Origin of the sequence: Streptomyces sp. NPDC058157 (assembly GCF_042884105.1) — a bacterium.
Lineage (GTDB): Bacteria > Actinomycetota > Actinomycetes > Streptomycetales > Streptomycetaceae > Streptomyces.
Genome location: NZ_JBHVUQ010000015.1, coordinates 46,242 through 71,210 on the forward strand (window position 1 = coordinate 46,242; position 24,969 = coordinate 71,210).

A 24,969-nucleotide genomic window follows, 5' to 3' on the forward strand; every position below is an offset into this window, starting at 1 on the left:
GGAGAGCATGGAGGGCGTCAACCGCCTGGAGAGCCTGCGGGCCGTGGAGAACTGGCCGGTGCCGACCGCCGCGGCGGCCGTGGTGCGCGCCGACGGGAGCCTGGCCGGGGCGCACGGTCCGGTGGACCACCGTTTCCCGCTGGCCTCGGTCACCAAGCCGCTCGCCGCGTACGCGGTCCTCGTCGCGTACGAGGAGGGGGCGGTCGAACTGGACGAGCCCGCCGGCCCCGAAGGCTCGACGGTCCGTCACCTCCTCGCCCACACCAGCGGACTGGCCTTCGACGAGCACCGCGCGACGGCCCCGCCCGGACAGCGCCGGCTGTACTCCAACGCCGGCTTCGAGGTGCTCGGCGACCACCTGGCGAAGGCCACCGGGATCCCCTTCGCCGACTACCTGCGCGAGGCCGTCTTCGAGCCGCTGGGCATGAACTCCTCGTCCCTGGAGGGCTCCCCCGCCAAGGACGGCGTCTCCACCGTCTCCGACCTGGTGCGCTTCGCCGCCGAACTCCAGGCGCCCCGGCTGCTGGACGTGCGCACGGTCGCCGAGGCCACCGCGGTGGTCCACCCCGGGCTCAAGGGCGTCCTGCCGGGCTACGGGCACCAGTCGCCCAACGACTGGGGGCTCGGCCTGGAGATCCGCGACGGCAAGTCCCCGCACTGGACGGGGCTCACCTCCTCCCCGCGCACCTTCGGGCACTTCGGCCAGTCCGGCACCTTCCTGTGGGTGGACCCCGACGTCCGCGCCGCCTGCGTGGCGCTGACGGACCGCGCCTTCGGCCCCTGGGCCGTGGAGGCGTGGACCCCCTTCACCGACGCGGTCCTCGCGGAGCTCCGCGCCTAGGCGGGCAGTTCCCAGATCAGCAGTTCGCCCGGGGAGCCGGCCGTGACCTCCAGGTCCTTCTCGCCGGTGATCCGGGCCGAGTCCCCGGGCCCGAGCTCCGCCCCGTCGAGCCGCAGGTCCCCGTGGACCACGTGCAGGTAGAGGCGCTCCGCGGCCGGTACGGGGAAGCGCTCGCCCGCGCCCGGCCGGCGGACGTGCAGCACCGCGCCGGCCGCCGGGACCTCGTACGGGGTGCCGTCCGCGAGGTCCCGCACGAGCTCGTACGAGGGCTCCCCGCCGGCGGCCAGCGGCGCGAGCCAGGTCTGCACGAACCGCAGGGGGCGGTCGCCGTCGTTGCGCTCCACGTGCCGGGCGCCGCTGCCGGAACCGAGGCGCTGGACGTCCCCGGGGCGCACGGCGGCGGTGTGGCCGGTGGTGCTGTCGCGGTGGGTGAGCTCGCCCTCGACCACCCAGGTCACGATCTCGGTGTGGCTGTGCGGGTGCTCGTCGAAGCCGGAGCCGGGGGCCAGCAGCTCCTCGTTGCAGGCGAGCACCGGGCCGAAGCGGATGTTGTCCGGGTCGTAGAAGGACCCGAAGGAGAAGGCGTGCCGGGTGGTGATCCCGGTCTCCGGATCCCCTCCCGCGTACCGGTCGGCGGCGCGGCGTACATCGATCATGGGAGCCACCGTAGCCGCCCCGCCGGGCCCCGGGGCCGGGACCCGAGTCCGCGCCGGGCCGCCGATAAGGCAGTCTTGTCCCGTGCCCCAACCCGAACGTGAGCATTCCCCCGAGACCCGGCCCGCGCATCCGGCCCATCCGCACGCCGCGACGCTGCGCCGGCTGGAGAAGTCCTCCGGCCGGCTCGCCGCCAACGCCATCGCGCGCATGGACGAGTCCCTGCCGTGGTACCGGGCGATGCCTCCGGAGAACCGGTCCTGGATCGGCCTGGTGGCCCAGGCCGGCATCGCCGCGTTCACGGAGTGGTTCCGGCACCCGGAGACCCCGCAGGCGATCTCCACCGACGTCTTCGGCACGGCTCCCCGGGAGCTGACGCGGGCGATCACCCTGCGGCAGACCGTGGAGATGGTCCGCACCACGATCGAGGTCATGGAGGCCGCGATCGACGAGGTGGCGGCCCCCGGCGACGAGTCGACCCTGCGCGAGGCGCTGCTCGTGTACGCCCGGGAGATCGCCTTCGCGACCGCCCAGGTGTACGCGCAGGCCGCCGAGGCCCGCGGGGCGTGGGACGCCCGGCTGGAGTCCCTCGTCGTCAACGCGGTGCTCTCGGGCGAGGCGGACGAGGGCGCGCTGTCGCGCGCGGCGGCGCTGGGCTGGAACTCCCCCGAGCACGTGTGCGTGGTGCTGGGGACCGCCCCGGAGGGGGACAGCGAGCTGACGGTCGAGGCGATCCGCCGAGCGGCCCGCCACCACAAGCTCCAGGTGCTCACCGGGGTGCTGGGCGACCGCCTTGTGGTGATCGCCGGCGGCAGCGACAACCCGCTGCAGGTGGCGAAGTCGCTGATCGGGCCGTTCGCGGCGGGTCCGGTGGTGGCGGGGCCGGTGGTCCCGGACCTGCTGAACGCGACGAAGTCGGCGCAGGCGGCGGCCGCGGGCCTGAAGGCCTGCACGGCCTGGCAGGACGCCCCCCGACCGGTGCTGGCGGACGATCTCCTGCCCGAGCGCGCGATCGCCTCGGATCCCTCGGCCAGGGAGCAGCTGGTGGAGGAGATCTACAGACCGCTGGAGGAGGCGGGCTCGGCTCTGCTGGAGACGCTGAGCGTCTACCTGGAGCAGGCGAGCAGCCTGGAGGGGGCCGCGCGGATGCTGTTCGTGCACCCCAACACGGTGCGCTACCGGCTCCGACGTGTGACCGACGTCACCGGTTGGTCACCCTCCGATGTCCGCTCGGCGTTCACGCTGCGGATCGCCCTGATCCTCGGGCGTCTGGCCGACGGAGATCAGCAGCCCTAGACTTTTGTCGGACATCAACAATTACCCCGACGGTTCTTCGTCCCTGTCCCCACGGGCGGCGGAGACCACCCACAAGAGAGAGTGTGAGGGTGCTCGTACTCGTCGCTCCCGGCCAAGGCGCTCAGACGCCCGGCTTCCTGACTCCCTGGCTCGAACTCCCCGGCGCCGCCGAACGCGTCGCGGGCTGGTCGGACGCCATCGGGCTGGACCTCGTCCACTACGGCACCAAGGCCGACGAGGACGAGATCCGCGACACGGCGGTGGCCCAGCCCCTGCTGGTCGCGGCCGGCCTGCTGTCCGCTTCCGCGCTGAACACCTCGGCCTTCGGTGCCGTCGCCGGCCACAGCGTCGGTGAGATCACCGCCGCCGCCTACGCCGGTGTGCTGGGCGAGGGCGACGCGCTGTCGTTCGTCCGCAAGCGCGGGCTGGCGATGGCCGAGGCCGCCGCCGTCTCCGAGACGGGCATGGCCGCGGTCCTGGGCGGTGACCAGGACGTGGTCGTCGCGCACCTGGAGAACATGGGCCTGACCCCGGCCAACATCAACGGCGCGGGCCAGATCGTGGCCGCGGGCACCGCGGAGCAGATCGCGGCCCTGGTCGCCGACAAGCCCGAGGGCTCGATGAAGGTCGTCGCCCTCAAGGTCGCGGGTGCCTTCCACACGCACCACATGGCGCCCGCCGTCGCCACGCTGGCGGAGGCCGCCCAGGCCCTCGCCCCGGCCGACCCGGCGCTGAAGTACGTGTCCAACAAGGACGGACTCGTGGTCGAGTCGGGCGCCGACGTCGTCGCCCGCCTGGTCGGCCAGGTCGCGAACCCGGTGCGCTGGGACCTGTGCATGGAGACCTTCTCCAAGCTGGGCGTCACCGGAATCGTCGAGCTGAGCCCCGGCGGCACCCTGACGGGTCTGGCCAAGCGCGCGCTCAAGGGCGTGCCGAACGTGGCGCTGAAGACGCCGGACGACCTCGACAAGGCCGCGAAGCTCATCGCCGAGCTGACGGCCTGAGAGTAGGAGCCCACACAGCATGTCCAAGATCAAGCCGGCCAAGGGCTCCCCGTACGCCCGCATCCTCGGCGTCGGCGGCTACCGCCCGACCCGGGTGGTGCCCAACGAGGTCATCCTCGAGAAGATCGACTCCTCGGACGAGTGGATCCGCTCGCGCTCCGGCATCGCGACCCGGCACTGGGCCTCGCCCCAGGAGACCGTCGCCGCGATGTCGGTGGAGGCCTCCGGCAAGGCGCTCGCCGACGCCGGGGTCTCCCCCGAGCAGATCGGTGCGGTGATCGTCTCGACGGTCTCGCACTTCAAGCAGACCCCGGCCGTCGCGACCGAGATCGCGCACCGGATCGGCGCCGTCAAGCCCGCCGCCTTCGACATCTCCGCGGGCTGTGCCGGCTTCGGCTACGGCCTGACCCTCGCCAAGGGCATGGTGGTGGAAGGTTCCGCCGAGTACGTCCTGGTCATCGGGGTCGAGCGGCTGTCGGACCTGACGGACCTGGAGGACCGCGCGACGGCCTTCCTGTTCGGCGACGGCGCCGGCGCCGTGGTCGTCGGCCCCTCGGACGAGCCGGCCATCGGCCCCACGGTGTGGGGTTCGGAGGGCGACAAGTCCGAGACCATCAAGCAGACCGTGCCGTGGGACGAGTTCCGCAGCACGGACACCGCCCAGAAGTTCCCGGCCATCACCCAGGAGGGTCAGGCGGTCTTCCGCTGGGCCGTCTTCGAGATGGCCAAGGTGGCCCAGCAGGCGCTCGACGCCGCCGGGATCACCGCGGACGACCTGGACGTCTTCATCCCGCACCAGGCCAACATGCGGATCATCGACTCGATGGTGAAGACTCTCAAGCTGCCGGAACACGTCACGGTCGCCCGTGACGTGGAAACCACCGGCAACACGTCGGCCGCCTCGATCCCGCTCGCCATGGAGCGGCTCCTGGCGACCGGAGCGGCGAAGAGCGGCGACACCGCGCTCGTCATCGGCTTCGGGGCGGGGCTCGTCTACGCCGCGACGGTCGTTACCCTCCCCTAGGGCCCGGATCACTCCCGGACCTGAACCACCAGCTAGCTAGCTACAGAAGGAGCGCCACATGGCCGCCACGCAGGAAGAAATCGTCGAGGGTCTCGCGGAGATCGTCAACGAGATCGCGGGCATCCCGGTCGAGGACGTCGAGATCGACAAGTCCTTCACCGACGACCTGGACGTCGACTCGCTGTCCATGGTCGAGGTCGTCGTCGCCGCCGAGGAGCGCTTCGACGTCAAGATCCCCGACGAGGACGTCAAGAACCTCAAGACGGTCGGCGACGCCGCCGACTACATCCTGAAGCACCAGGCCTGAGCCTGACGAGCGTTTGTCGCCACCCGGCGGTGGCGCCGTGACAATTCAGCACCCCCTGAGACGTGGAGAAAGAATTCCTGTGAGCCCGACCAATCGCACCGTGGTCGTCACCGGTATCGGCGCAACCACTCCGCTGGGTGGCGACAGCGCTTCGACCTGGGAAGGTCTGCTCGCCGGCCGGTCCGGCGTCTCGCCCCTGGAGGGCGAGCGCTTCGCCGAACTGCCGGTCCGCATCGCCGCCCAGGCCGCCGTGGACCCGAGCGAGGTACTCCCCCGCCCGCTGGCCCGCAAGCTCGACCGCTCGGCGCAGTTCGCCCTCATCGCGGCCCGTGAGGCCTGGGCCGACGCGGGTTACACCGCTCCGGCGGGCGAGGACGAGACGATCGTCCCCGAGCGTCTGGGCACCGTGATCGCCTCCGGCATCGGCGGTGTCACCACCCTGCTCGACCAGTACGACGTACTGAAGGAAAAGGGTGTGCGCCGGGTCTCCCCGCACACCGTCCCCATGCTCATGCCGAACGGCCCCTCGGCCAACGTCGGCCTGGAGGTCAACGCCCGCGCCGGTGTGCACACCCCCGTCAGCGCGTGCGCTTCCGGCGCCGAGGCCATCGGCTACGCCGTCGAGATGATCCGTACCGGCCGTGCCGACGTGGTCGTCGCCGGCGGTACCGAGGCGGCGATCCACCCGCTGCCGATCGCGGCGTTCGCCAACATGATGGCGATGTCCAAGAACAACGAGAGCCCGACCACGGCCTCCCGGCCGTACGACAAGGCCCGCGACGGCTTCGTCCTCGGCGAGGGCGCCGGCGTCGTGGTCCTGGAGTCCGCCGAGCACGCCGCCAAGCGCGGCGCCCGGGTCTACTGCGAGGTGCTGGGCCAGGGTCTGTCCGCGGACAGCCACCACATCGCGCAGCCGGAGCCGACGGGCCGCGGTGTCGCGGCCGCCCTGCAGAACCTGCTCGACAACACGCAGCTGGACCCGTCCGAGCTGGTCCACGTCAACGCGCACGCCACGTCCACCCCGCAGGGTGACACGGCGGAGGTGAAGGCCCTGCGCAAGGTGCTGGGCGACGACCTCGACCACATCGCGATCTCCGCGACCAAGTCGATGACCGGTCACCTGCTGGGCGGCGCCGGCGGCATCGAGACGGTCGCGACCGTGCTGGCGCTGTACAACCGGATCGCCCCGCCGACGATCAACATCGACGACCTGGACGACGAGATCGACGCGGACATCGTGCGCGGCGAGCCCCGCAAGCTGCCCGTCGACGGCCCGATCTCCGCGATCAACAACTCCTTCGGCTTCGGCGGCCACAACGTCTCCCTGGCGTTCCGCACCGTCTGAGGCCAGAGACCCGCACCACGGGGAAGGCCCCCTCCCGGCACTGCCGGGAGGGGGCCTTCCCCGTACGCGTCCTCGGGCTCAGACCACCTGGTGCAGCCAGCGGACCGGGGCGCCCTCGCCGGCGTAGCGGAAGGGTTCCAGTTCGTCGTCCCAGGGCTTGCCGAGCAGCTTGGCGATCTCCGCCTCCAGCTCGGTCTCGCCGCGCGCGGAGCGGGCGAGGGCGGCGCGCAGCCGGTCCTCGGGGATCAGGATGTCGCCGTGCATGCCGGTGACGGCGTGGAAGATGCCGAGTTCCGGGGTGGAGCTGTAGCGCTCGCCCTCGGCGGTCGGGCAGGGTTCGGCGGTCACCTCGAAGCGCAGCAGGTGCCAGCCGCGCAGGGCGGAGGCGAGTTTCGAGGCGGTACCCGCCTCCGCCTGCCAGGAGAACTCGGCTCTCCAGGTGCCGGGGGAGGCGGGCTGCCGGATCCAGTCGAGGTTCACCCGCACCCCGAGCACGCCCGCAACAGCCCATTCCACATGCGGGCAGAGCGCGCGCGGTGCGGAATGCACGTACAGAACTCCACGTGTCGTCACCGGGACCTCCAGTGTGGGACGAGGTCGGGAATAAACTCCAGAAAACGGACAGTATGTGACGTGATGTAATGTAACGGAAAATAATGGACATTGCGTAGCGGCACCTGCGGCCGAAACGCCACGGGAAAAAGCTACCGTGCGCCAGGGGTCATGGTGTGACGTACGGTCGCTCCGAAGCCCGTAAACACAGAGCATTCACTCAGCAGGACGCCCTCGGAAGGACACGGGGCGACGAGGGAGGGACCACCCGATGCGCACCACCGTCGCGCGCCGCCGCGTACGCCGGACCGTCACCGGCGTGGGCGTGGCGGCGGCCGTACTGGCCGCGACGGTGACGGGCTGTGACGACGGCGGTCCGCCGGCGAAGGCGGGCGAACGGGGGGCGCAGGCGAAGCCGCGCTGGAACCCGGCTCCGGCGTCCGTCGCCGCCGTCGGGGACTCCATCACCCGTGGGTTCGACGCCTGTTCGGTCCTGGCCGACTGCCCGGAGGTCTCCTGGGCCACCGGCAGCGACCCGGCGGTGAACTCCCTGGCCGCCCGGCTGCTGGGCGACGCGCAGGTGCCCGCCCGCAGCTGGAACTACGCGGTGACGGGCTCGCGCATGGCGGACCTGCCCGGACAGCTGGCCGAGGCGGCGGAGCACAAGCCGGGCCTGGTCACGGTGATGGTGGGCTCGAACGACGCCTGCCGGCCCACGGCCACGTCGATGACCTCGGTGGCGGACTTCCGGGCCGAGTTCGAGCAGGCGCTCAAGGGGCTGCGGGCGGCCTCGCCGGAATCGCAGGTCTACGTGTCCTCCGTGCCGGACCTCCAACGGCTGTGGGAGCAGGGCAAGGACAGCCCGATGGTCCGGCAGATCTGGAAGCTGGGCATCTGCCAGTCCATGCTGGCCGAGCCCCTGGCCTCGGACACGGGGGCGACGGCCCGGCGGGAGAAGGTGCGGGCGCGGGTGGTCGAGTACAACGAGGTGCTGCGCCAGGTCTGCGCGGCGGACGCGCTGTGCCGCTACGACGGCGGGGCCGTCTTCCAGTACCCGTTCGGGGCGGAGCAGCTGAGCCACTGGGACTGGTTCCACCCCGGCAGGGACGGGCAGGCGCGGCTCGCGGAACTGGCCCACCGGCAGGTGACGGCGGCCGAGCCGCCGCGTTGACGGCGGAGCCGCGGAGGGGGCCGGGAGCTCGTGTCAGGTGGGCTCCCGGCCCGGTCGTCCGGCCGGGGCGGGGGTGATTTCCGGCCAGTTCCCCGCCCCGGCGTGTCGCGGCCCCCCGGCGGCTACAGGTCGAGGGTGGCGGTCAGCCGGGTGTCGGCGTGCGAGTGGCTCGCGCGGACCTCGTAGGTGCCGCCGATCCGGCGCCAGCCGTACGCCTCCTCGTCCCAGATCTCGAAGGCCCGGGCGGGCAGCGGGATCTCCACCTCGACGCTCTCCCCGGCCGCGGCGGCGACGGAGGCGAAGGCGGCCAGCCAGCTCGCCGGGCGCTCCACGGGGTCGGCGACGGGGGCGAGGTAGACCTGGACGACCTCACGGCCGGGCCGGGCGCCGGTGTTGGTGAGGCGGACCCGGACCGACTCGGCGGTGGCCTCCAGGGACTCGTAGGCCCAGCCGGTATAGCCGAGGCCGTGCCCGAAGGGGTAGGCGGGGGTCACGCCGTGCGCCTCGTAGGCCCGGTAGCCGACGAACAGCCCCTCGCGGTACTCCAGGCGCCCCTCCCGCGGGACCACCTCGGTGACGGGCGCGTCGGCCAGGGTGGCGGGCCAGGTGGTGGGCAGGCGGCCGCCGGGTTCGGCGTCCCCGAGGAGCACGTCGGCCAGCGCGGCCCCGCCCTCCTGCCCGGGGAACCAGCCCAGCAGGACGGCGGCGACGTCCTCGCGCCAGGGCAGCTCCACCGGGGAGCCGGCGTTGACGACGACCACGGTGTTCGGGTTGGCGGCCGCGACGGCCCGCACGAGGTCGTCCTGGCGGCCGGGCAGCGCGAGGTCGGCCCGGTCGAAGCCCTCGGACTCCACCCGCTCGGTGGTGGCGACGACCACGACGGCCGTGTCGGCGGCGCGGGCGGCCCGTACGGCCTCGGCGATCAGCTCGTCGGGGTCGCGGCGCGGGCCGAGGTGGAGCAGGGAGAACATGACGGCCTTGAGCGGCATCGCGCCCATGTCGGGGACCTGGTACGTCAGCGAGACCTGCACGGGCTCCCCGGCGGTCAGGACGGCCCGGGCGCGCTCGCTGGGGGCGCCGAAGAAGGCCTCGAAGGGGTCGGCCTCCGCGCCCATCTCCTGGACGCCCTCCCACAGAGTGCGCCCGCCGACGGCCAGGCGGAAGGCGCCGAGCCCGCGGGTGCCGAAGACGTGCTCGCCGCTCTCGCGGGGCAGGAACGTCCCGGTGACCTCGATGGAGGCCATCGTCTCGTACGAGGCCCCCTCGGGCAGGTCCTCGCCGATCCACTGGACCTGCCCGGACGGCAGGCCCGCCTCGCCGAGGACCGCCCCCGAGGCGTCCCGGCACACGGCGCGCAGCTCGAAGCCCTGCCCGGCGGGGGCGGGTTCCTCGCTCGGGTCGGCGCCGACGGAGTAGGTCAGGGCGCCCTCGGGCAGGGCGGCGGTGAGCCCGTCGAGCGGGGAGAGGACCCGTTCGGGGAAGACGGTGGCGCTGCCGCCGCCCAGGATGCGGGCGTCGCGGGCGGCGGCGCCGATCAGGGCGACGGTACGGCCGGCGGCGCGGTCCAGCGGCAGGACGGCGCCCTCGTTGCGGACGAGGACGGCCCCGCGGGCGGCCAGCTCGCGGGCCAGGGCCTGCCCGTCGACCGGCGCCGGGAGCTCGGTGACGGCGGCGGGGGCGCCCTCCAGCAGGCCCGCGCGGGCGGCGAGCCGCAGGACGTTGCGCACGGCCCCGTCGACGGCCTCGGCCCGGGCCTGCCCGGCGCGGACGGCGGCGGCGAGCGCGGGCCCGTAGACGGTCGTCGGGCCGGGCATGGCCACGTCGAGGCCGCCCTCGATGCAGCCGGTGGTGGAGCGGGCGGCCATCCAGTCGGAGACGTTGTAGCCGTCGAAGCCCCACTCGCCGCGCAGGATCCCGTTCACCAACCGGGCGTGCTCGGTCATGGTGATGCCGTTGACCCGGTTGTAGGCGGTCATGACGCCCCAGGGGCGGGCGCCGCGGACGATCGCCTCGAAGGGCGCCAGGTAGAGCTCGCGCAGCGGGCGCGGGGCGATGGCGCAGTCGACGGTGAAGCGCTCGGTCTCGGCGTCGTTGCCGACGAAGTGCTTGACGGTGGTGCCGATGCCGCCGTCCTGGACGCCCTGGACGTATCCGGTGCCGATGGCCCCGGTCAGGTACGGGTCCTCGGAGCAGCACTCGAAGTGGCGGCCGCCGAGCGGGGAGCGGTGCAGGTTGACGGTGGGGGCGAGGAGGACGTGGACGCCCTTGCGGCGGGCCTCCTGGGCCAGCAGCCGGCCGGCCTGGCGGGCCAGGGCGGGGTCCCAGGAGGCGGCGAGGGCGGTCGGGGAGGGCAGGGCGATCGAGGGGTCGTCGGCGGTCCAGCGCACGCCGCGGACGCCGACGGGCCCGTCGGACATGACCAGGGAGCCCAGCCCGATCTCGGGGAGGGCGGGCAGGGACCACATGTCCTGGCCGGCCAGGAGCCGGGTCTTGGCGTCGAGGTCCAGCTTGTCCAGGGCGGCTTCGACGGCGTCTTCGCGCAGCTGCTCGCTCGCGCGCTCGTCGGGGACCTGATCGGCAGCGGTCACGGCCGTGCCTCCTCGCTCTGTGGGTGCGGTGCGGTGGGGTGCGGTGGGGTGCGGTGGGGTGCGGTGGGGCCATCGTGGACCCTTTCCCTGTACGACGGTAGGTCTTGTAATCTTTTCGTGACATATCGATGGCGTACGGTCGTACGACAGCCGGGCGGATCCGGCCGGAAGGGGCGTGACGGGGCGATGGCCAGGGCGAAGAGCGAGGAACGCCGCGGCGAGATCGTCCGCGCGGCGGTCGAGGTGATCGCCGAACGCGGCTACCGGGGCGCCTCCCTGGGCTCCGTCGCCGAACGCGTGGGCCTGACCCAGCAGGGCCTGCTGCACTACTTCCCGACCAAGGAGGCCCTGCTCGTCGCGGTCCTGGAGGAACGCGACCGCTGGGACACCGGCGGCGGATCCCGCGCCTCGGCCGGCACCTGGCGCCTGGACCTGCTGGCCTCCCTGGTCGACTACAACGCCATGCGCCCCGGCATCGTGCAGACCTTCTCCGCCCTGCTCGGCGAGAGCGTCACCGACGGCCACCCGGCCCGCGCCTTCTTCACCGAGCGCTACGCCCAGGTCCGCGCGGAGATGGCCGACCTGCTGCGCGCCGAGTTCGGCGGGCGCCTGCCCTCCGGCCTCACCCCGGAACAGGCCGCCCCGCTGCTGACGGCGGTCATGGACGGCCTCCAGTACCAGTGGCTGCTCGCCCCGGAATCGGTGGACATGCCCGCCGCGTTCCGCTCCTTCCTGACCCTGCTGAGGGGCCCCGGCGCGTAGCGTCCCACCGCCGACGGGCATCCTTTCCCCCGGACTTCGAGCGGGGGGACACGACATGGAGCCGGAAGCGCCGCAGCACGCGGAGGAGCAGGAGAAGAAGGTCACGTGGTCGGAGCTGTTCTTCGACCTGGTGCTGGTCTTCGCCGTGACCCAGGTCTCGGCACTGCTCCACCACGACCACGGCTGGGCCGGCACCGGCCGGGCCCTGATCGTGTTCATACCCGTCTACTGGGTGTGGGTGGGCAACACCGTCCACTCCAACACCCATGACGCCGACCGGCCCCTGGAGCGGCTCGGCCTCTTCGCCGCCGGACTGTGCGGCCTGCTGATGGCCCTTGCGCTGCCCGACGCCTTCGGGGACCGCGGGCCACTGCTGGCCGGGGCCTACTTCTGCGCCCGGCTGGTCCTCGCCGCCCTCGCACACGGCCGCAGCCGCCGCCTGCGGCTCACCCCGGTGACCCTGTCCGTGCTGGTCAGCGGCCCGCTGCTGCTCGCCGGGTCCTTCCTCGACGGACCGGCCCGGATCGTGCTGTGGGCGCTGGCCGCCGCCGTGGACCTGGCCGCGCCCCGGCTGACCCGCCACAACATGGTCCGCATCGCCTTCGACTCCGGCCACCTCGCCGAGCGGTTCGGGCTGTTCGTGATGATCGCGCTCGGCGAGTCCATCGTGGCCGTCGGCGCCCCGGTGGCCTCCGCCCCCGAGCTGGACACCGGCGCGCTGGCCGCCGTCGCCGTGGCCTTCACCCTGGTCTGCGGCCTGTGGTGGGTGTACTTCCACCTCGCCGCCGACGCCGTCCGGCACGGCCTGGAGACCGCCGCCGTACGGGCCGACGTGGCCCGGCAGGTCCTCTCGTACGGGCACCTCTCGCTGATCGCCTCGGTCATCGCGGTCGCCGTCGGCATGGCCGAGGCCGTCGCCCACCCCGGGACCCGGCTCCCGCTCGGCGTCGCCGCCCTCCTCCACGGCGGCTGCGCCCTGTTCCTGGCCACCTTCGGGTACACCCGCTGGCACCTGTTCCGCTCCTGGTCGGTGACCCGGCTGACGGCCGCCGCGATCGTCCTGCTCCTGCTGCCCGCGGCCGTGCTGCTGCCCTCGCTGGCGGCGCTCGCACTGCTGACCGCGGTGGTGACCGGGCTCAACCTCGTCGAGCTGGCCTTCGTACGCCGCCGGGGGCGGCTGCCCGGCGGCGCACTGGCATCCTGACCGGTATGAAGATCGCCGCCGCACAGCTGACCTGCGTACCCGCCGACGTCGCCGCCAACGCCGCGAACGCCACCGCCCTCGCCGCCCGGGCCCGCGACGAGGGCGCGGAGCTCGTCGTCCTCCCGGAGTTCACGCTCACCGGCTACGAACTGGACTCTCTCGCCGGGGACCCCTCCCTGTGGCTGGCCGACGCCGACGACCCCCGCCTGGACGGGCTGCGCTCCTGCGGCACCGCGGTCGCCGTCAACGCCGCCCTGCGCACGGACGGCCCGCTGCCGGCCATCGCCACCCTGGTCTACGACGCCGACGGCGCGCACCTCACCACGTACGCCAAACAGCACCTCTACCAGCACGAACAGGGCGCCTTCACCCCCGGAACCGAGGACGGCCGCTTCGAACTCGGCGGCATCCGCTTCTCCCTGGGCGTCTGCTTCGACAACCACTTCCCCGACCTGCCCGCCCGGGGCGCGGCCGACGGCTGCCGCGTCCACCTCGCCAGCTCCCTCTACGGCACGGGCGACGGCATCGCCGAACGCGCCACCGTCTACCCGGGCATGGCGAAGGAACACGGCCTCTACGTGGTCCTCGCCAACCACGTCGGCCCGGCCGGCCCCTGGACGGGCTGCGGCGGCGCGGCCGTCTGGGCCCCGGACGGCACCCTCCTCGCCGAGGCCGACGCCCACACCCCGGCGGTGACGACGGCGGACGTCCCGGACACCCCCTAGCGATCGGGTTCAGCGGAGCAGGCGGCCGAAGAAGTCCAGCATGCGGTCCGCCGCCTGGCTCCAGTAGGGCCAGTTGTGGCCGCCCGGCCCCAGGACCGTCTCGGTGTCCGTCCCGCGGGCCGCGAAGGCGGCGGTCAGGTCCTCGGTCCCCGGCAGGTGGTTGGCGTCCTCGGTCCCGCAGGCGAGGTGGTAGCGGGCGCGGCGCAGGCGGTCCGGGGCGGTGCGGCGGAGGACGTCGGCCAGGTCGTACTCCCGGAAGCGGTCCGTCAGGCGGGCCTGGCCCTCCAGGTCACGGCCGAAGGCGTGGCCGAAGAACCGGTTCCACTCCGGCATCGGGATCGCCTGGTAGCCCGCGTCGGTGAAGTGCGCCGTGCTCAGTCCGGCGGCGGCGCCGAACAGGCCCGGGTAGCGCAGGGCGTACATCAGCGCGCCGTAGCCGCCCATGGAGAGCCCGGCGACGGCCCGCTTCGCCGGCCGGCCGCCCAGCCCATGGGCCTTCTCGACGGCCGGGACGAACTCCTGGACGAACATGTCCTCGTAGCGCAGGGTGTCACCGCCGGATCCGGCGGCGGCGAGGTCGTTGATGTAGAACGTCTCGTCCTGGCCGCCACCCGGCCGGCCGATGTCGCGCCGGGCGTCGGGCATGACGAGGGCGCACGCCGGGATCCGGCCCGCCGCGACGGCCCGGTCCACGGTCGCCACGATGCCGCCCTTGACCACCCAGTCGGTATGGCTCCCGCTCGTGCCGTGCAGGAGGAAGAGGACCGGGATCCCGGCGCCCGGCCCGCCCTCCCGGGGCGCGGAGACCGCCCCGGCGGTCAGGTAGAGGCTGTACGGGACGTCCCGCCCGAGCAGCCTGCTGCGTACGGTCAGGTCCGTGCGCAGCAAGCCGGCCCCGGAGGCGGACGGACCCGGCGACGCGGGGGCGGCGGCCGGTCCCGGCGCCCCGGGGCCGCCCCGCAGCAGGACGGCAGCGGAGACGACGGCCGCGACCGATCCGCCGACCCCGGCGGTGAGCAGGGAACGGCGCGCGGGACGTTTCATCATGGCTTCCTCAGCGTCGGCACAGGGCGCCCACCGGCCCGCACCCATGACACGCCCGGCATCCGCGTCGAGGCGAGCAGCCACGCCGCCGGGGCGGCGGAACGGGTCCCGGCCTAGGCCGAATCGGGCAGCAGGTGCTTCGCGCCCCACTCCCCCAGGGACTCCAGGGCCCCGTTCAGCTCCTGGCCGAGCGCGGTCAACGAGTACTCCACCCGCGGCGGGACCTCGTCGAAGACCTCGCGGTGGACTATGCCGTCGGCCTCCAGCTCGCGCAGCTGCGCCGCGAGGACCTTCTCCGAGACCCCGGGGACCAGCCGGCGCAGTTCACCGAACCGGCGGCCCGGGATCTGCTCCAGCTCCCACAGGATCGACACCTTCCACTTCCCGTCGATCACCGACATCGCCGCCGCGATCCCACAGTGGTCCGCACCCGGCCTGCGCACCGTCGCCATCCCGCCCACCCCTCCCACCTGCACGCTCACCCCGGGGTAAGCACCCACTCCGAAGTGCGTACTTGAGCCCCCGTCAGCCTGTCACCAGGCTAAACGCCATGACCGACAACGACACCGACCACCGCCCGCTCACCCTGCTCGGCCTCGGCGACATGGGCACCGCCCTCGCCCGCACCTGGCTCGCCGCCGGCCACCCCCTGACCGTCTGGAACCGCACCCCCGCCAAGGCCGGGGCCCTGGCCGCCGAGGGCGCGGCCGTCGCCGCCACCCCCGCCGCGGCCGTCGCCGCGAACACCCTGGTCGTGCTCTGCCTGCTGGACGACACGAGCATCGGCTCCGTCCTGGAGGGGATCGACCTCACCGGCAAGGACCTGGTCAACCTCACCACCGGCACGGCCGCCGAGGGCCGCGCCCGCGCCGCCTGGGCCGAGGAGCGCGGCGCCCGCTTCGTGGACGCCGGGATCATGGCCACCCCGACGATGATCGGCGCCCCGGAGGCCGGCGGCTACGTCTTCTACAGCGGCTCCCGCGCCCTCTTCGACACCCACCGCACCACCCTGGAGGTCCCGGCCGACGCCCGCTACGTCGGCGAGGACCCGGGCCACGCTGCCCTGCACGACGTGGCCCTGCTGAGCGCGATGTACGGCCTGTTCGCCGGGATCTCGCACGCCTACGCGCTGATCGAGGGCGAGGACATCGCCCCGAAGGACCTGGCCCCGCTGCTGTCGGAGTGGCTGGGCGCGATGGGCTTCTTCGTCGGGAACGCCGCCGAACGGCTGACCTCCCGGGACTTCACCACCGGGGTGGTCTCCAGCCTGGCCATGCAGGTGGCGGCGAGCGGCACGCTGCTGCGCACCGCCGCCGACCAGGGGGTCAGTCCCGAGCTGCTCGTGCCGTACCTGGACCTGATGCGCGAACGCCTGGACGCCGACCCGGCCGCCCACGGGGCCGAGGACACGGTGGGCGCGCTCACCCTCCTGCGCCGCCGCACCGCCCCCGGACGCTGACCCGCCCCGGGCCCTGCCTCAGGAGGAGGACCGGGGGTCCTGCCCGGAGGCAGGGGGATAGCCGTAGGGCTGCCCCTGCCCCTGCCCGTAGCCGGGGGACTGCACCGGAGCCTGCCCGTAGGCAGCGCCCTGCCCGTACCCGGCACCCTGGCCCGGAGCGGGAGCCTGCTGCCCGTAGCCCTGCCCCGGGGCGGGGGCGTAGCCCTGGCCGCCCTGGCCGGGAGCAGGGGCGTAGCCCTGCCCGTACCCGGCACCCTGGCCGGGAGCGGGAGCCTGCTGCCCGTAACCCTGCCCCGGGGCGGGAGCGTAGCCCTGGCCGGGAGCGGGGGCGTAGCCCTGGCCCGGGGCCGGCGGGTAGCCCTGGCCGGGGGCCTGGGCGTAGCCCTGCCCGTGGGGCTGCCCGGTGCCGCCGTACGGGCCCGCGTGCGCGGGGCCGCCGTAGGGTCCGGTCGCGCCGTACGGGCCCGCCTGGCCGGGAGCCGCGTACGGGCCCGCCTGGGCCTCGGCGGCGTCCCCGTCCCCGTCCCCGCCCTCGGAGGCCTCGGCGTCGTCCCCGACCAGGTCCCGCGCCAGCAGGGTCGCCCCCGCCACCGCGCCCGGCATCAGGAAGACCGCGAGCAGCGGGACCAGGAACAGCAGCACCAGCGGCACCCCGAAGCCGAGCGCCGTCGCGCGCCGCCCGCGCAGCAGGGTGAGCTGCTCGTCCAGGTCCACCCGGCGCCGCTGGAGGGCGACGGAGGTGAGCTCCTGGGTGAGGAAGAAGCCGGAGACGCAGAACCCGATCGCCGGGACCACCGTCTGCCCGACCACCGGGATGAACCCGAGGGCGAACAGCAGGATCCCGTACAGCAGCACCCGCACCAGCAGCCGCAGGCTGTCCCGGGCGGAGATCCACAGGTCCTCCCAGAACGAGCGCCCCGACTCCGGGACCTCACCGCCCTCGGTGCGGTCGACCTGCTCCGAGAGGGACTCGTAGAAGGGCTGGCCGACCAGCAGCGTCACGGCGGTGAAGGTGATCACCGAGACGAAGAGGCCGAGGGAGACGACCACGGCGGTCAGGAACCCGCGGAACAGCCCGAGCCAGGGCGAGGACCAGTCCGAGGCGAACGGCGTCGCCCAGACGGTGAAGTCGTCGGCCCCGTAGAAGAGGCCGGTCAGCGCGGCGCCGTAGAGCACCAGCGTGACCAGGCCCGGCAGCAGGCCGAAGCCCAGCCAGCGGCCGTTGCCGAACACCCATCTCTGTCCGGCCCACAGGTACCGGAAACCCCCCGCAAGATCACGCATGCGGCCAGTTTACGGCGAAGGCCGCACCCCCCGAGGGGGGTGCGGCCTTCAAGGACTGCGGCGCGCGAGCGTCAGGCGACGTTCAGCTCGACCGTGATGTTGCCGCGGGTCGCCTTGGAGTAGGGGCAGATCTGGTCGGCCTTCTCGACCAGGTCCTTCGCCACGGCGGCGTCCACGTTCGGGATCGAGGCGGTCAGCTTGACGATGATGCCGAAGCCCTCGTCGTTCTTGCCGATGCCGACCTCGGCGGTCACGGTGGAGCCGGTGACGTCGACGTTCTCGTTGCGGGCCGCGACGCTGAGGGCGCCCTGGAAGCAGGCGCTGTAGCCGGCGGCGAACAGCTGCTCCGGGTTGGTGCCGGCGCCGCTGCCGCCGAGCTCCTTCGGCGGGTTCACGACGACGTCGAGCTGGCCGTCGTTGGTGGCGACGCGGCCGTCACGGCCGTTCTCGGCGGTGGCGACGGCCGTGTACGCGACGTCGGACTGGGTGATGGACATGAAAACGGATCCTCCAGATAGTCGCCGCGACTCGCGCCCACGATCGCGACGGTATGGAGGGAGCCTAACGGGTGAACGTGACGATCATCTTTCCGGTGTTCTCGCCGCGCAGCATTCCGAGGAAGGCGTCGGTCGCGTTCTCCACGCCCTCGACGACCGTCTCGTCGTAGCGGAGCTCGCCGGAGGCCAGCCAGCCGGCCACGTCCTTGACGAACTGGGACTGCAGGGCGGCGTGGTCGCCGACCAGGATGCCCTGGAGGCGCAGGCGCTTGCCGATGACCAGGGTGAGGTTGCGCGGGCCGGGGGTGGGCTCGGTCTCGTTGTAGCCGGCGATCGCACCGCACAGGGTGGCGCGGCCGTGCGGGTTCATCTCGGAGATGGCGGCTTCGAGGTGGTCGCCGCCGACGTTGTCGAAGTAGACGTCGATGCCCTCGGGGGCGGCCTCCTTCAGCTGCTTCGCGACGGGGCCGTTCTTGTAGTTGAAGGCGGCGTCGAAGCCGTACTTCTCGGTGAGGAGCGTCACCTTCTCGTCCGAGCCGGCGGAGCCGATCACCCGGGAGGCGCCCTTGATCTTCGCGAACTGGCCGACCAGGCTGCCGACCGCGCCCGCCGCGCCGGAGACGAAGACGGAGTCGCCCTCCTTGAAGGAGGCGACCTCGAAGAGGCCCGCGTAGGCGGTCAGGCCCGGCATGCCGAGGACGCCGAGGTAGGCGGAGAGCGGGGCGAGGGAGGCGTCGACCTTGGTGGCGTGCTTCGCGTCGAGCTCGGCGTACTCGCGCCAGCCCAGCATGTGCAGGACGTGGTCGCCGACGGCGAAGCCCTCGGCGTCGGAGGCGACGACCTCGCCGACCGCGCCGCCCTGCATCGGCTCGTCGAGCTGGAAGGGCGGGATGTAGGACTTGGTCTCGTTCATCCGGCCGCGCATGTACGGGTCGACCGACATGTGGAGGTTGCGGACCAGGATCCGGCCGGCGCCGGGCTCGGCGGAGACGGGCACCTCACGGAGGGCGAAGTCCTCGGCCACGGGCCAGCCCTGCGGACGGCGGACGAGGTGCCACTCGCGGCTGACGGCGGGGATCTGAGACATGAGGGCTCCAGGAAGTGGGAGGGGAGGCGGGCGGGAAGCGGAATGCTTCACGTCCTGAAACAACCATGCTCCTGGATATTTCATGTTGTCAAGCAAATGGGTACGCTGGTGCCATGTCCAGTCGTCGCGCAGATCCAGTGACCGTCGAGGTCGTCGAGCTCATCGGCGACGTCGTGGCCCGCTACCACATGGAGTACGAGGAGGCGGCCGCCCGCCACCAGCTCACCGGCGCCCAGGCGAAGGTCCTGACGCTGCTGTCGCTGGAGCCGCTGCCCATGCGCCGCATCGCGCAGAAGCTGCGCTGCGAGCCGTCCAACGTCACCGGCATCATCGACCGCCTCGAAACCCGCGGCCTGGTCGAACGCCGCCCGGACCCGGCCGACCGCCGGGTGAAGCTGGCCGCGCCCACGGAGGAGGGGGCCGAGACGGCGGAGCGGCTGCGCGAGTCCCTGGACTTCGCACGCGAACCGCTGGCGGGCCTCTCCGCGGAGGAGCGCACGGCGCTGCGGGACCTGCTCAGGCGGATGCTGGGCTGAGGCCCGTCGCCGGGACGGCGCCCCGGCTCACCAGCAGAACAGCCAGCAGTCGTCCTTGGTCGGCTTCGGCTTCGGGGTGGGCTTCGGCTTGGCCGTGGGCGGCTGCGCGGTGGCGGAAGCGGTGGGCGCCGGCTTCCCCGGCGCCGTCGTCTTTACGGCTCCTCCTGCGCCGGAACCTTTCTGCGAGGGGGTCTCCGTCGGGGCGGAGGCGCTCTCGCTCGGGCTCGCCGACGCCGACCCGCTCGGGCTCCCGCTGGGCCGGGCCGTCTTCACCGCCCCGCCGGTGCCCTTCGGCAGGGCGGAGGGCGCGGCCGGAGCCTCGCTGGGCAGGGCGTCGGGCTGCGCGGGTCCGCTGTCGGTGAGCTCCACCCGGTCGGCCCGGTTCACGCCCTCGTCGTCGCCCGCGATCCGGGCCACGGCGATCGAGCCCCCGGTCGCGAGCACCAGCCCCAGGCCGACGGCCAGGGCGGTCCGCCCCCGCCTGCGGCGGGAGGCCGCGCGCTTGCGCGTACCGGCGCGGCCCTGGTGGGGGGCGGTCAGCACGACGAGGGAGTCCGCGAACACCTCGGCCAGCGCCGGCTGCGGCTCCGGGCCCGGGTGCGCCCCGGCGGGGGCGGTGGGCGTGGCGGCCACCAGATACTCGGCCGGGGTCCCGCAGCCGGCGCACGCGAGCGCTCCGTTGAGGTGCCTCTGACAGTCGGGGCAGAAGTAGTTCATGGCGCCCGCAGGCTACGCGGTCCCCGGCAACATAAGTATTCCGGGAGCGTGAGGATTATGTGTGGAATGGTGGCCTCCATGACCGCGACCCCGAATCCGGGCCGTCCGGGAGCCTTCGGGCCGGGCGCCTTCCAGCTGGTGCTGCTGCGCAGGATGGCGGACTTCCAGCCCGACCTCGCGGAGGCGGCCCGGCTGCGGCTGGGGGCGAGCCCGGCCGAGCAGCGGGAGGCCAACCGGCGCTGGCAGGCCATGGTCCGCTCACCCAGGTCGCGCGGGGCGCTGGCCCGCTACCGGTCGGTGCTCGGACCGCCGGAGTCGGCCGCGCGGCGCCGGATCGGGGACCTGGAGTGCGAGGCGCTGCTGTGGCCGGTGCCGCTCTGGCCGGAGCTGCGCTTCGAGGTGCTGGCCGCGCCGGACGGGGCGGTGTGGAACGAGTGGCTGGTGCGCGCCCCGGGCGTGCGGGGGCCCGTACTGGAGACGGAGGCGGACCTGCTCCCCTGGGCGGCGACGGTGGACGAGGTGGCCCGCGCCTTCGCACCGGCCCGGCCGATGGAGGGCACCGCGCCGACGCGCTGGCGGCTGGCGTTCGACGCGTCGGGGCGGGCCTTGGTGGCGGAGTTCACGTACGGGCTGCTCCAGCGGGTGCAGCCGGCGGAGGAGGCGGGGGCTAGGCCCTGTCGGGACACCCGCTAGGGTCGGCGGCATGACGGGAACACCGGTGCTGCAAGCCGTCGAGGCGGACGGGACGACCTGGGACGACCCGTCCCCGGACCAGCTGCACGACCTGCTGGCCGACATGAACCTCCGGTGGCGGTTCGTCATCGTGCGGCGGCTCGACCTCGAGCCCGCCGACCAGTACTACATGCAGGTCTTCCTCAATGACGACCTGAGCTACCAGGTGGAATACCGCGAGGGCGGCCCGGACCGGCACTTCCAGGCCTGGGTGCCCCGTACGCACGAGGTCTTCGCGGTGGAACCCGTGGCCGAGGTGGTCCAGGGCTGGGCCTGCGGGCGGCCGGGCTGGCGCGACGCCCTCTCCTGGGTTCCGTGGTCACCCGAGGAACCCTGCGCCCGGCACCACCCCCTCGCGGACACCCCCTAGGAGCGCAGGAAGGCGCGGACCCCGGCCGAGGTGGCGGCGTCGCCGAGCAGGTCGTTGTGCTTCAGGCAGCCGACCGGGGTGTTGAGGGCCCCGGCGAGCGGGACGCTGCTGTCGGGGTTGACCACCTCGTCGCAGTCCGACCAGAAGGTCGCGTACTTCACCTCGCCCGGGGTCTCGTCCCCGGCGGCGAGGTTCTTCACCACGTAGGAGCCCGGGGTCATGTCACGGCACGCCTGGTCCCACAGGGCGCAGGCCCAGGCGGTGGAGGTGCCGTGGTTGGGGCCGGCCAGCGAGACCCAGTGGTCCACGGTCGCGGCGCCGCCGCCGTACTTGACGTACCAGCGGCTGACGAGCGAGCCGAAGGAGTGGCCCACGACGTCCACCCGGGCGGCGCCGGTCCGGCGGCGGACCTCGTCCACGTAGGCGGCGAGGCGGCCGGAGAGCACCTCGTTGACGGACTGGTGGGTGTCGTAGCCGAACGAGAACAGCTCGGAGTCCGCGTACCCGTCGGCCCGCAGGTCCGCGCGCAGGGAACCCCACACGCCGGGGTCGGCGTTGTATCCGTGCACGAAGACCACCGGATTGCGGGCGGCGGCCGGTCCGGCGGCCGCGGCATGGGCCGGGACCGGTGCGAAAAGGGTGAGGCAGAGGGTCAGGAGTGCCAGGAGTTTCTGGCGGGGCGTCAGCATCGGGTCCCCTTACCTTGTTACGCACGGGTAGCGCGGATGGTGCGCGCATGGTGCTGCCTGTCAGTACAGAAATCCACCCCCGTGCAGCACGTCCGCCCCGTACGACACGCCCCGGCCGGAGCATTCCAGCGGGCGCTATGCCCTATTGACCCGAGAAGATATGAATTGCGACCGGCGTCCGCCGGTCCCCTTCTGCACCAAGCGCTCTCGGGAGGACCTGCCGTGACCGTCAGTCTTGAGCAGTTGCGCCGCTGCCACGTCGCCGTCGACCTGGGAGCCGCGAGGACCCGCGTCTACGTGAAGGGCGCCGGACTGGTCGTCGACGAGCCCAGCGTCGCCGCGGTCAACACCCGCACCGGCGCCCTCATCGCCGTCGGCACCTTCGCCGAACGGATGACGGGCCGCACGCCCGACTACATCCGCGTCGTCCGCCCCGTCTCCGGCGGCACCGTCGTCGACATCGAGATGGCCCAGCGGATGCTGCGTCACCTCCTCGGCGAGAAGCTCCGCCGCGCCCTGCGCCGCAAGCCCCGGCTGCGCGCCGCCTGCTGCACCCCGCACGACGCCGACCCGCTGGCCCAGCGCGCGGCCGTCGAGACGATGGTCGGACTGGGGGCGCGGCGCGTCGAGCTGGTCGACACCCTGATCGCGGCGGCCGTCGGCTGCGGCCTGCCCGTGGAGCAGCCGACCGCGACGATGATCATGGTGTGCGGAGCGGCGGCCACCCAGGTGGCGGTGCTCTCCCTCGGCTCGATCGTCACCGCCGAACGGATCCCTGTCGGCGGCGAGGCCATCGACCACGCGGTGGTCCAGCACCTGCGCCACGCCCACGAGCTGATGCTGCCGAGCCAGGCCGTCCGCCCCCTCCAGGTGGCCCTCCACGGCAACGGCATCACCCCGGACGGCCCCGCCTCCACCCTGATCCACGGCCGCGACGTGGCCACCGGACTGGCCCGCTCCGTCCACGTGGACACGGCCGCCGTGCGCGACGCCATCCACACCCCGCTGACGGCCGTCCTCGACGGCATCGGCAAGGTGCTGCGCGACTGCCCGCCGGACCTGGTCGCGGACCTGACGGACCGGGGGATCATGATGGTGGGAGGCAGCGCCCTGCTGCCGGGGCTGGACCAGATGCTGAGGGATTCCACCGGAATGCCCGTGGCCATCGCGGAACGGCCCGACGTGTGCGCCGTACTGGGTCTCGGCGCGATGCTCGAAGGGAAGATCGCCCCGATGGTCCTCAACCCGCTGGCCGAATGACGCACGGGCCTGCCGGCACCGGGGCGGGCGGCACCGGGGCGGGCGCGGACCCGGGACCCGGGCCGGGCGGGACGGTGGCCGGCGCGGCGCCGTCCAGCCTGCCGGTGCTGCTCGACGCCGTCCTCAGCGTCGGCTCGGAGCTGGAGCTCCAGGCCACCCTCCAGCACGTCGTGGACTCCGCCACCGACCTGTGCGGAGCCCGCTACGGCGCGCTCGGGGTCGTCGACCCCGAGCGCGGCCGGCTGACCCAGCTGTTCACCGCCGGGATGAGCGAGGCCGAACGGGCCGCGATCCCCCGGCTGCCGGACGGCCGCAGCGGCGTGCTCGGCGCCCTGATCGCCGACCCCCGGCCGCTGCGGCTGGACGACCTCACCCAGGACCCCCGCTCGGCCGGCTTCCCGCCCGGGCACCCGCCCATGCGCAGCTTCCTGGGCGTGCCCATCCGCGTCCACACGGAGGTCTTCGGGAACCTCTACCTCACCGAGAAGCGCGGCGGCGGCCCCTTCACGGACGAGGACCTCGCGCTGATGCGGGTCCTGGCCTCGCAGGCCGGGATAGCGATCGGGAACGCCCGCCTCTACGAGACCGCCCGCCGCCGGGAACGCTGGATCGAGGGCGCGGCCGCCGTGACCACCACCCTGCTGGCGGGGCGGCCGGCTGCCGACGCCCTGATGTGCGTGGCCGAACGGGCCCGGCTGCTCGCGGACGCGGCGGCCGGGGTGGTGCTCCAGCCGACGCCGGAGGGCGGCATGGAGATCGTGGCCGCCTCCACACAAGGGGACCCCGGCGACCTGGTCGGCACGACCATCGCCCCGGGTTCGCCGGTGCTGGTGCAACTGCTGGGCGGTGAACCCGTCTTCATAGAGGACTCGGCGACCGACCCCCGGATGACCACGCACGTGCGCAAACGCTTCGGGCCGAGCATGATGCTCCCGCTCCAGAGCGGCGGCCAGCTGATCGGCACCCTCGCCCTGCCCAGGGCCCGGGGCGGCCGCCCGTACGACGCCGTGGACCGGCTCCTGGCCTCCCAGTTCGCCTCCCAGGCGGCCCTCGCCCTGGTCCTGGCCGACGCCCAGCACGACCGCGAGCAGCTCGCGGTGTACGAGGACCGCGACCGGATCGCGCGCGACCTGCACGACCTGGTCGTCCAGCGGCTGTTCGCGACGGAGATGATGCTGGAGAGCACCCGGCGCCGCTCCTCGAACGCCCCGGCGGGCGACTCGGAGAACGTCGGCGACGAGCTCGGCCGGGCCGTGGACGAACTGGACTCCACCATCCAGGAGGTCCGCACGGCCATCTTCGCCCTCCAGCAGCCCCCGACGGACGCCCCGACCACCTTCCGCGGCCGGGTCCTGCGCGAAACCGGCGGGGCGGCGGTCCTGCTGGGCTTCCAGCCGTCGGTGCACTTCGCGGGCGCGGTCGACGCCCTGCTCCCGGACCGCGTGACGGACGCCCTCCTGGCCACCCTCCGCAGCGCCCTGGCAGCCGCGCACCGCCGCCGCGAGGTCACGACCATCGACGTCGAGATCGACGCCACCCCCTCCCGCGTCCGCCTCACGGTCTCGGACGACGGCCACACGGAGACGGAGACGGGCACCCGGGGAACGACGGTGACGTGGGAGTCGGCGCTGTAACTCCCGCCTCCCCGGGTGCGGGGCGGGTGGGTGGGGCACGGCGTCCCGCCGGGCGGTGACGGGACAGCCGACCGGGACCAGGAGGGACGGGACTTGAGCTGGGCTCCCTCAGAGAGGGTTGGGGGTTTCCCGCCAGTCTCATCGTCCTTCCGCGTCGGGCCGCCCTGTCAAGGGCCCTCCTTCGTCG

25 protein-coding genes and 1 pseudogene are annotated in these 24,969 nt (G+C 73.5%); 16 read left to right on the forward strand and 10 right to left on the reverse strand.

From position 1 onward, the window contains the following. Positions 1 to 25 precede the first annotated feature (25 nt). Positions 26 to 841: a serine hydrolase domain-containing protein gene (locus tag ACFVXK_RS06280; RefSeq protein ID WP_389610376.1), complete on the forward strand. Its 816-nt coding sequence runs from the start codon at positions 26 to 28 to the stop codon at positions 839 to 841. Here ACFVXK_RS06280 and ACFVXK_RS06285 read toward each other — a convergent pair. After that, positions 838 to 1,497 carry a pirin family protein gene (locus ACFVXK_RS06285; protein ID WP_389610357.1) on the reverse strand — a complete coding sequence of 220 codons (660 nt, stop codon included), beginning with the start codon at positions 1,495 to 1,497 and terminating at the stop codon, positions 838 to 840. The two genes, ACFVXK_RS06280 and ACFVXK_RS06285, sit on opposite strands and share 4 nt — an antisense overlap. Before the next feature lie 82 nt (positions 1,498 to 1,579). Here ACFVXK_RS06285 and ACFVXK_RS06290 point away from each other — a divergent pair, with 82 nt between their 5' ends. The 5 genes from ACFVXK_RS06290 to fabF all read left to right on the forward strand — a co-directional run bounded on the left by ACFVXK_RS06290 (position 1,580) and on the right by fabF (position 6,471). After that, positions 1,580 to 2,791 carry a helix-turn-helix domain-containing protein gene (locus ACFVXK_RS06290; RefSeq protein ID WP_358896289.1) on the forward strand — a complete coding sequence of 404 codons (1,212 nt, stop codon included), beginning with the start codon at positions 1,580 to 1,582 and terminating at the stop codon, positions 2,789 to 2,791. Positions 2,792 to 2,880: 89 nt separating this feature from the next. Then, entirely contained in the window at positions 2,881 to 3,795 is a 915-nt protein-coding gene (locus ACFVXK_RS06295; RefSeq protein ID WP_389610358.1) for an ACP S-malonyltransferase, read from the forward strand. 19 nt (positions 3,796 to 3,814) lie between these two features. Continuing rightward, positions 3,815 to 4,819, forward strand: a complete 1,005-nt coding sequence (locus tag ACFVXK_RS06300) for a ketoacyl-ACP synthase III (RefSeq protein WP_389610359.1) — start codon at positions 3,815 to 3,817, stop codon at positions 4,817 to 4,819. Between the two features lie 58 nt (positions 4,820 to 4,877). Beyond that, positions 4,878 to 5,126: an acyl carrier protein gene (locus tag ACFVXK_RS06305; protein WP_125816520.1), complete on the forward strand. Its 249-nt coding sequence runs from the start codon at positions 4,878 to 4,880 to the stop codon at positions 5,124 to 5,126. A gap of 79 nt (positions 5,127 to 5,205) precedes the next feature. Continuing rightward, positions 5,206 to 6,471 (forward strand): beta-ketoacyl-ACP synthase II, encoded by a 1,266-nt coding sequence (fabF, locus tag ACFVXK_RS06310; RefSeq protein ID WP_389610360.1) that lies wholly within the window; start codon positions 5,206 to 5,208, stop codon positions 6,469 to 6,471. 78 nt (positions 6,472 to 6,549) lie between these two features. Here fabF and ACFVXK_RS06315 read toward each other — a convergent pair whose 3' ends face one another. Continuing rightward, complete coding sequence (locus ACFVXK_RS06315; protein WP_030657058.1) at positions 6,550 to 7,044, reverse strand: DUF3145 domain-containing protein; 495 nt, start codon at positions 7,042 to 7,044, stop codon at positions 6,550 to 6,552. Between the two features lie 250 nt (positions 7,045 to 7,294). Between ACFVXK_RS06315 and ACFVXK_RS06320 the strand changes: the two genes are divergently transcribed. Further along, positions 7,295 to 8,194: an SGNH/GDSL hydrolase family protein gene (locus tag ACFVXK_RS06320; RefSeq protein WP_389610361.1), complete on the forward strand. Its 900-nt coding sequence runs from the start codon at positions 7,295 to 7,297 to the stop codon at positions 8,192 to 8,194. Positions 8,195 to 8,316: 122 nt separating this feature from the next. On the opposite strand, the gene ACFVXK_RS06325 is transcribed toward ACFVXK_RS06320, so the two are convergent. Beyond that, positions 8,317 to 10,782, reverse strand: a complete 2,466-nt coding sequence (locus tag ACFVXK_RS06325) for a glycoside hydrolase family 3 protein (protein ID WP_389610362.1) — start codon at positions 10,780 to 10,782, stop codon at positions 8,317 to 8,319. A 186-nt stretch (positions 10,783 to 10,968) separates the two neighbouring features. Between ACFVXK_RS06325 and ACFVXK_RS06330 the strand changes: the two genes are divergently transcribed. The 3 genes from ACFVXK_RS06330 to ACFVXK_RS06340 are packed head-to-tail and all read left to right on the forward strand — an operon-like array spanning position 10,969 to position 13,473. Next, positions 10,969 to 11,544 (forward strand): TetR/AcrR family transcriptional regulator, encoded by a 576-nt coding sequence (locus ACFVXK_RS06330; protein ID WP_389610363.1) that lies wholly within the window; start codon positions 10,969 to 10,971, stop codon positions 11,542 to 11,544. A gap of 55 nt (positions 11,545 to 11,599) precedes the next feature. Next, entirely contained in the window at positions 11,600 to 12,748 is a 1,149-nt protein-coding gene (locus tag ACFVXK_RS06335; protein WP_389610364.1) for a low temperature requirement protein A, read from the forward strand. 5 nt (positions 12,749 to 12,753) lie between these two features. Continuing rightward, complete coding sequence (locus ACFVXK_RS06340; RefSeq protein WP_389610365.1) at positions 12,754 to 13,473, forward strand: carbon-nitrogen hydrolase family protein; 720 nt, start codon at positions 12,754 to 12,756, stop codon at positions 13,471 to 13,473. 9 nt (positions 13,474 to 13,482) lie between these two features. Here ACFVXK_RS06340 and ACFVXK_RS06345 read toward each other — a convergent pair whose 3' ends face one another. Both ACFVXK_RS06345 and ACFVXK_RS06350 read right to left on the reverse strand, forming a co-directional pair. Continuing rightward, entirely contained in the window at positions 13,483 to 14,517 is a 1,035-nt protein-coding gene (locus ACFVXK_RS06345) for an alpha/beta hydrolase (RefSeq protein ID WP_389610366.1), read from the reverse strand. Between the two features lie 113 nt (positions 14,518 to 14,630). Then, positions 14,631 to 14,969 carry a winged helix-turn-helix transcriptional regulator gene (locus ACFVXK_RS06350; protein WP_389610377.1) on the reverse strand — a complete coding sequence of 113 codons (339 nt, stop codon included), beginning with the start codon at positions 14,967 to 14,969 and terminating at the stop codon, positions 14,631 to 14,633. Positions 14,970 to 15,067: 98 nt separating this feature from the next. Here ACFVXK_RS06350 and ACFVXK_RS06355 point away from each other — a divergent pair, with 98 nt between their 5' ends. Beyond that, positions 15,068 to 15,976, forward strand: a complete 909-nt coding sequence (locus tag ACFVXK_RS06355; RefSeq protein WP_389610367.1) for an NAD(P)-dependent oxidoreductase — start codon at positions 15,068 to 15,070, stop codon at positions 15,974 to 15,976. Between the two features lie 327 nt (positions 15,977 to 16,303). Here the strand turns inward: ACFVXK_RS06355 and ACFVXK_RS06360 are convergent. The 3 genes and pseudogenes from ACFVXK_RS06360 to ACFVXK_RS06370 form a co-directional block, all read right to left on the reverse strand. Next, a pseudogene (locus ACFVXK_RS06360) lies at positions 16,304 to 17,260 on the reverse strand (EI24 domain-containing protein); the annotation flags it as partial. Positions 17,261 to 17,331: 71 nt separating this feature from the next. Beyond that, positions 17,332 to 17,757: an organic hydroperoxide resistance protein gene (locus tag ACFVXK_RS06365; protein WP_042819132.1), complete on the reverse strand. Its 426-nt coding sequence runs from the start codon at positions 17,755 to 17,757 to the stop codon at positions 17,332 to 17,334. Positions 17,758 to 17,821: 64 nt separating this feature from the next. Continuing rightward, entirely contained in the window at positions 17,822 to 18,844 is a 1,023-nt protein-coding gene (locus tag ACFVXK_RS06370) for an NADP-dependent oxidoreductase (protein WP_389610368.1), read from the reverse strand. 113 nt (positions 18,845 to 18,957) lie between these two features. Between ACFVXK_RS06370 and ACFVXK_RS06375 the strand changes: the two genes are divergently transcribed. Beyond that, positions 18,958 to 19,380 (forward strand): MarR family transcriptional regulator, encoded by a 423-nt coding sequence (locus tag ACFVXK_RS06375; protein ID WP_358896267.1) that lies wholly within the window; start codon positions 18,958 to 18,960, stop codon positions 19,378 to 19,380. Positions 19,381 to 19,407: 27 nt separating this feature from the next. On the opposite strand, the gene ACFVXK_RS06380 is transcribed toward ACFVXK_RS06375, so the two are convergent. Continuing rightward, positions 19,408 to 20,097 carry a hypothetical protein gene (locus ACFVXK_RS06380; protein WP_389610369.1) on the reverse strand — a complete coding sequence of 230 codons (690 nt, stop codon included), beginning with the start codon at positions 20,095 to 20,097 and terminating at the stop codon, positions 19,408 to 19,410. Positions 20,098 to 20,175: 78 nt separating this feature from the next. Here ACFVXK_RS06380 and ACFVXK_RS06385 point away from each other — a divergent pair, with 78 nt between their 5' ends. Continuing rightward, positions 20,176 to 20,790: a hypothetical protein gene (locus ACFVXK_RS06385; RefSeq protein WP_389610370.1), complete on the forward strand. Its 615-nt coding sequence runs from the start codon at positions 20,176 to 20,178 to the stop codon at positions 20,788 to 20,790. 10 nt (positions 20,791 to 20,800) lie between these two features. Continuing rightward, positions 20,801 to 21,199, forward strand: a complete 399-nt coding sequence (locus tag ACFVXK_RS06390) for a hypothetical protein (protein WP_389610371.1) — start codon at positions 20,801 to 20,803, stop codon at positions 21,197 to 21,199. Here the strand turns inward: ACFVXK_RS06390 and ACFVXK_RS06395 are convergent. Continuing rightward, positions 21,196 to 21,888, reverse strand: coding sequence for an esterase/lipase family protein (locus tag ACFVXK_RS06395; protein ID WP_389610372.1), 693 nt, complete (start codon positions 21,886 to 21,888; stop codon positions 21,196 to 21,198). The genes ACFVXK_RS06390 and ACFVXK_RS06395 overlap by 4 nt on opposite strands. A gap of 222 nt (positions 21,889 to 22,110) precedes the next feature. Between ACFVXK_RS06395 and ACFVXK_RS06400 the strand changes: the two genes are divergently transcribed. Together ACFVXK_RS06400 and ACFVXK_RS06405 are read left to right on the forward strand one after the other, a co-directional pair. Next, the gene (locus tag ACFVXK_RS06400) at positions 22,111 to 23,148 is read left to right on the forward strand and encodes a rod shape-determining protein (RefSeq protein ID WP_389610373.1); all 1,038 of its coding nucleotides are present in this window, start codon (positions 22,111 to 22,113) and stop codon (positions 23,146 to 23,148) included. Next, positions 23,145 to 24,782 (forward strand): GAF domain-containing protein, encoded by a 1,638-nt coding sequence (locus tag ACFVXK_RS06405; protein WP_389610374.1) that lies wholly within the window; start codon positions 23,145 to 23,147, stop codon positions 24,780 to 24,782. The genes ACFVXK_RS06400 and ACFVXK_RS06405 overlap by 4 nt, the downstream gene beginning before the upstream one ends. The last annotated feature ends 187 nt before the right edge of the window (positions 24,783 to 24,969 follow it).

Excerpts from the sequence above, each read along its gene's own strand:
- ACFVXK_RS06285 (WP_389610357.1), bottom strand. The coding sequence starts at position 1,497 with ATGATCGATGTACGCCGCGCCGCCGACCGGTACGCGGGAGGGGATCCG.
- ACFVXK_RS06300 (WP_389610359.1), top strand. The coding sequence starts at position 3,815 with ATGTCCAAGATCAAGCCGGCCAAGGGCTCCCCGTACGCCCGCATCCTC.
- ACFVXK_RS06305 (WP_125816520.1), top strand. The coding sequence starts at position 4,878 with ATGGCCGCCACGCAGGAAGAAATCGTCGAGGGTCTCGCGGAGATCGTC.
- ACFVXK_RS06320 (WP_389610361.1), top strand. The coding sequence starts at position 7,295 with ATGCGCACCACCGTCGCGCGCCGCCGCGTACGCCGGACCGTCACCGGC.
- ACFVXK_RS06330 (WP_389610363.1), top strand. The coding sequence starts at position 10,969 with ATGGCCAGGGCGAAGAGCGAGGAACGCCGCGGCGAGATCGTCCGCGCG.
- ACFVXK_RS06335 (WP_389610364.1), top strand. The coding sequence starts at position 11,600 with ATGGAGCCGGAAGCGCCGCAGCACGCGGAGGAGCAGGAGAAGAAGGTC.
- ACFVXK_RS06340 (WP_389610365.1), top strand. The coding sequence starts at position 12,754 with ATGAAGATCGCCGCCGCACAGCTGACCTGCGTACCCGCCGACGTCGCC.
- ACFVXK_RS06345 (WP_389610366.1), bottom strand. The coding sequence starts at position 14,517 with ATGAAACGTCCCGCGCGCCGTTCCCTGCTCACCGCCGGGGTCGGCGGA.
- ACFVXK_RS06350 (WP_389610377.1), bottom strand. The coding sequence starts at position 14,969 with ATGGCGACGGTGCGCAGGCCGGGTGCGGACCACTGTGGGATCGCGGCG.
- ACFVXK_RS06355 (WP_389610367.1), top strand. The coding sequence starts at position 15,068 with ATGACCGACAACGACACCGACCACCGCCCGCTCACCCTGCTCGGCCTC.
- ACFVXK_RS06365 (WP_042819132.1), bottom strand. The coding sequence starts at position 17,757 with ATGTCCATCACCCAGTCCGACGTCGCGTACACGGCCGTCGCCACCGCC.
- ACFVXK_RS06370 (WP_389610368.1), bottom strand. The coding sequence starts at position 18,844 with ATGTCTCAGATCCCCGCCGTCAGCCGCGAGTGGCACCTCGTCCGCCGT.
- ACFVXK_RS06375 (WP_358896267.1), top strand. The coding sequence starts at position 18,958 with ATGTCCAGTCGTCGCGCAGATCCAGTGACCGTCGAGGTCGTCGAGCTC.
- ACFVXK_RS06380 (WP_389610369.1), bottom strand. The coding sequence starts at position 20,097 with ATGAACTACTTCTGCCCCGACTGTCAGAGGCACCTCAACGGAGCGCTC.
- ACFVXK_RS06385 (WP_389610370.1), top strand. The coding sequence starts at position 20,176 with ATGACCGCGACCCCGAATCCGGGCCGTCCGGGAGCCTTCGGGCCGGGC.
- ACFVXK_RS06390 (WP_389610371.1), top strand. The coding sequence starts at position 20,801 with ATGACGGGAACACCGGTGCTGCAAGCCGTCGAGGCGGACGGGACGACC.
- ACFVXK_RS06395 (WP_389610372.1), bottom strand. The coding sequence starts at position 21,888 with ATGCTGACGCCCCGCCAGAAACTCCTGGCACTCCTGACCCTCTGCCTC.
- ACFVXK_RS06405 (WP_389610374.1), top strand. The coding sequence starts at position 23,145 with ATGACGCACGGGCCTGCCGGCACCGGGGCGGGCGGCACCGGGGCGGGC.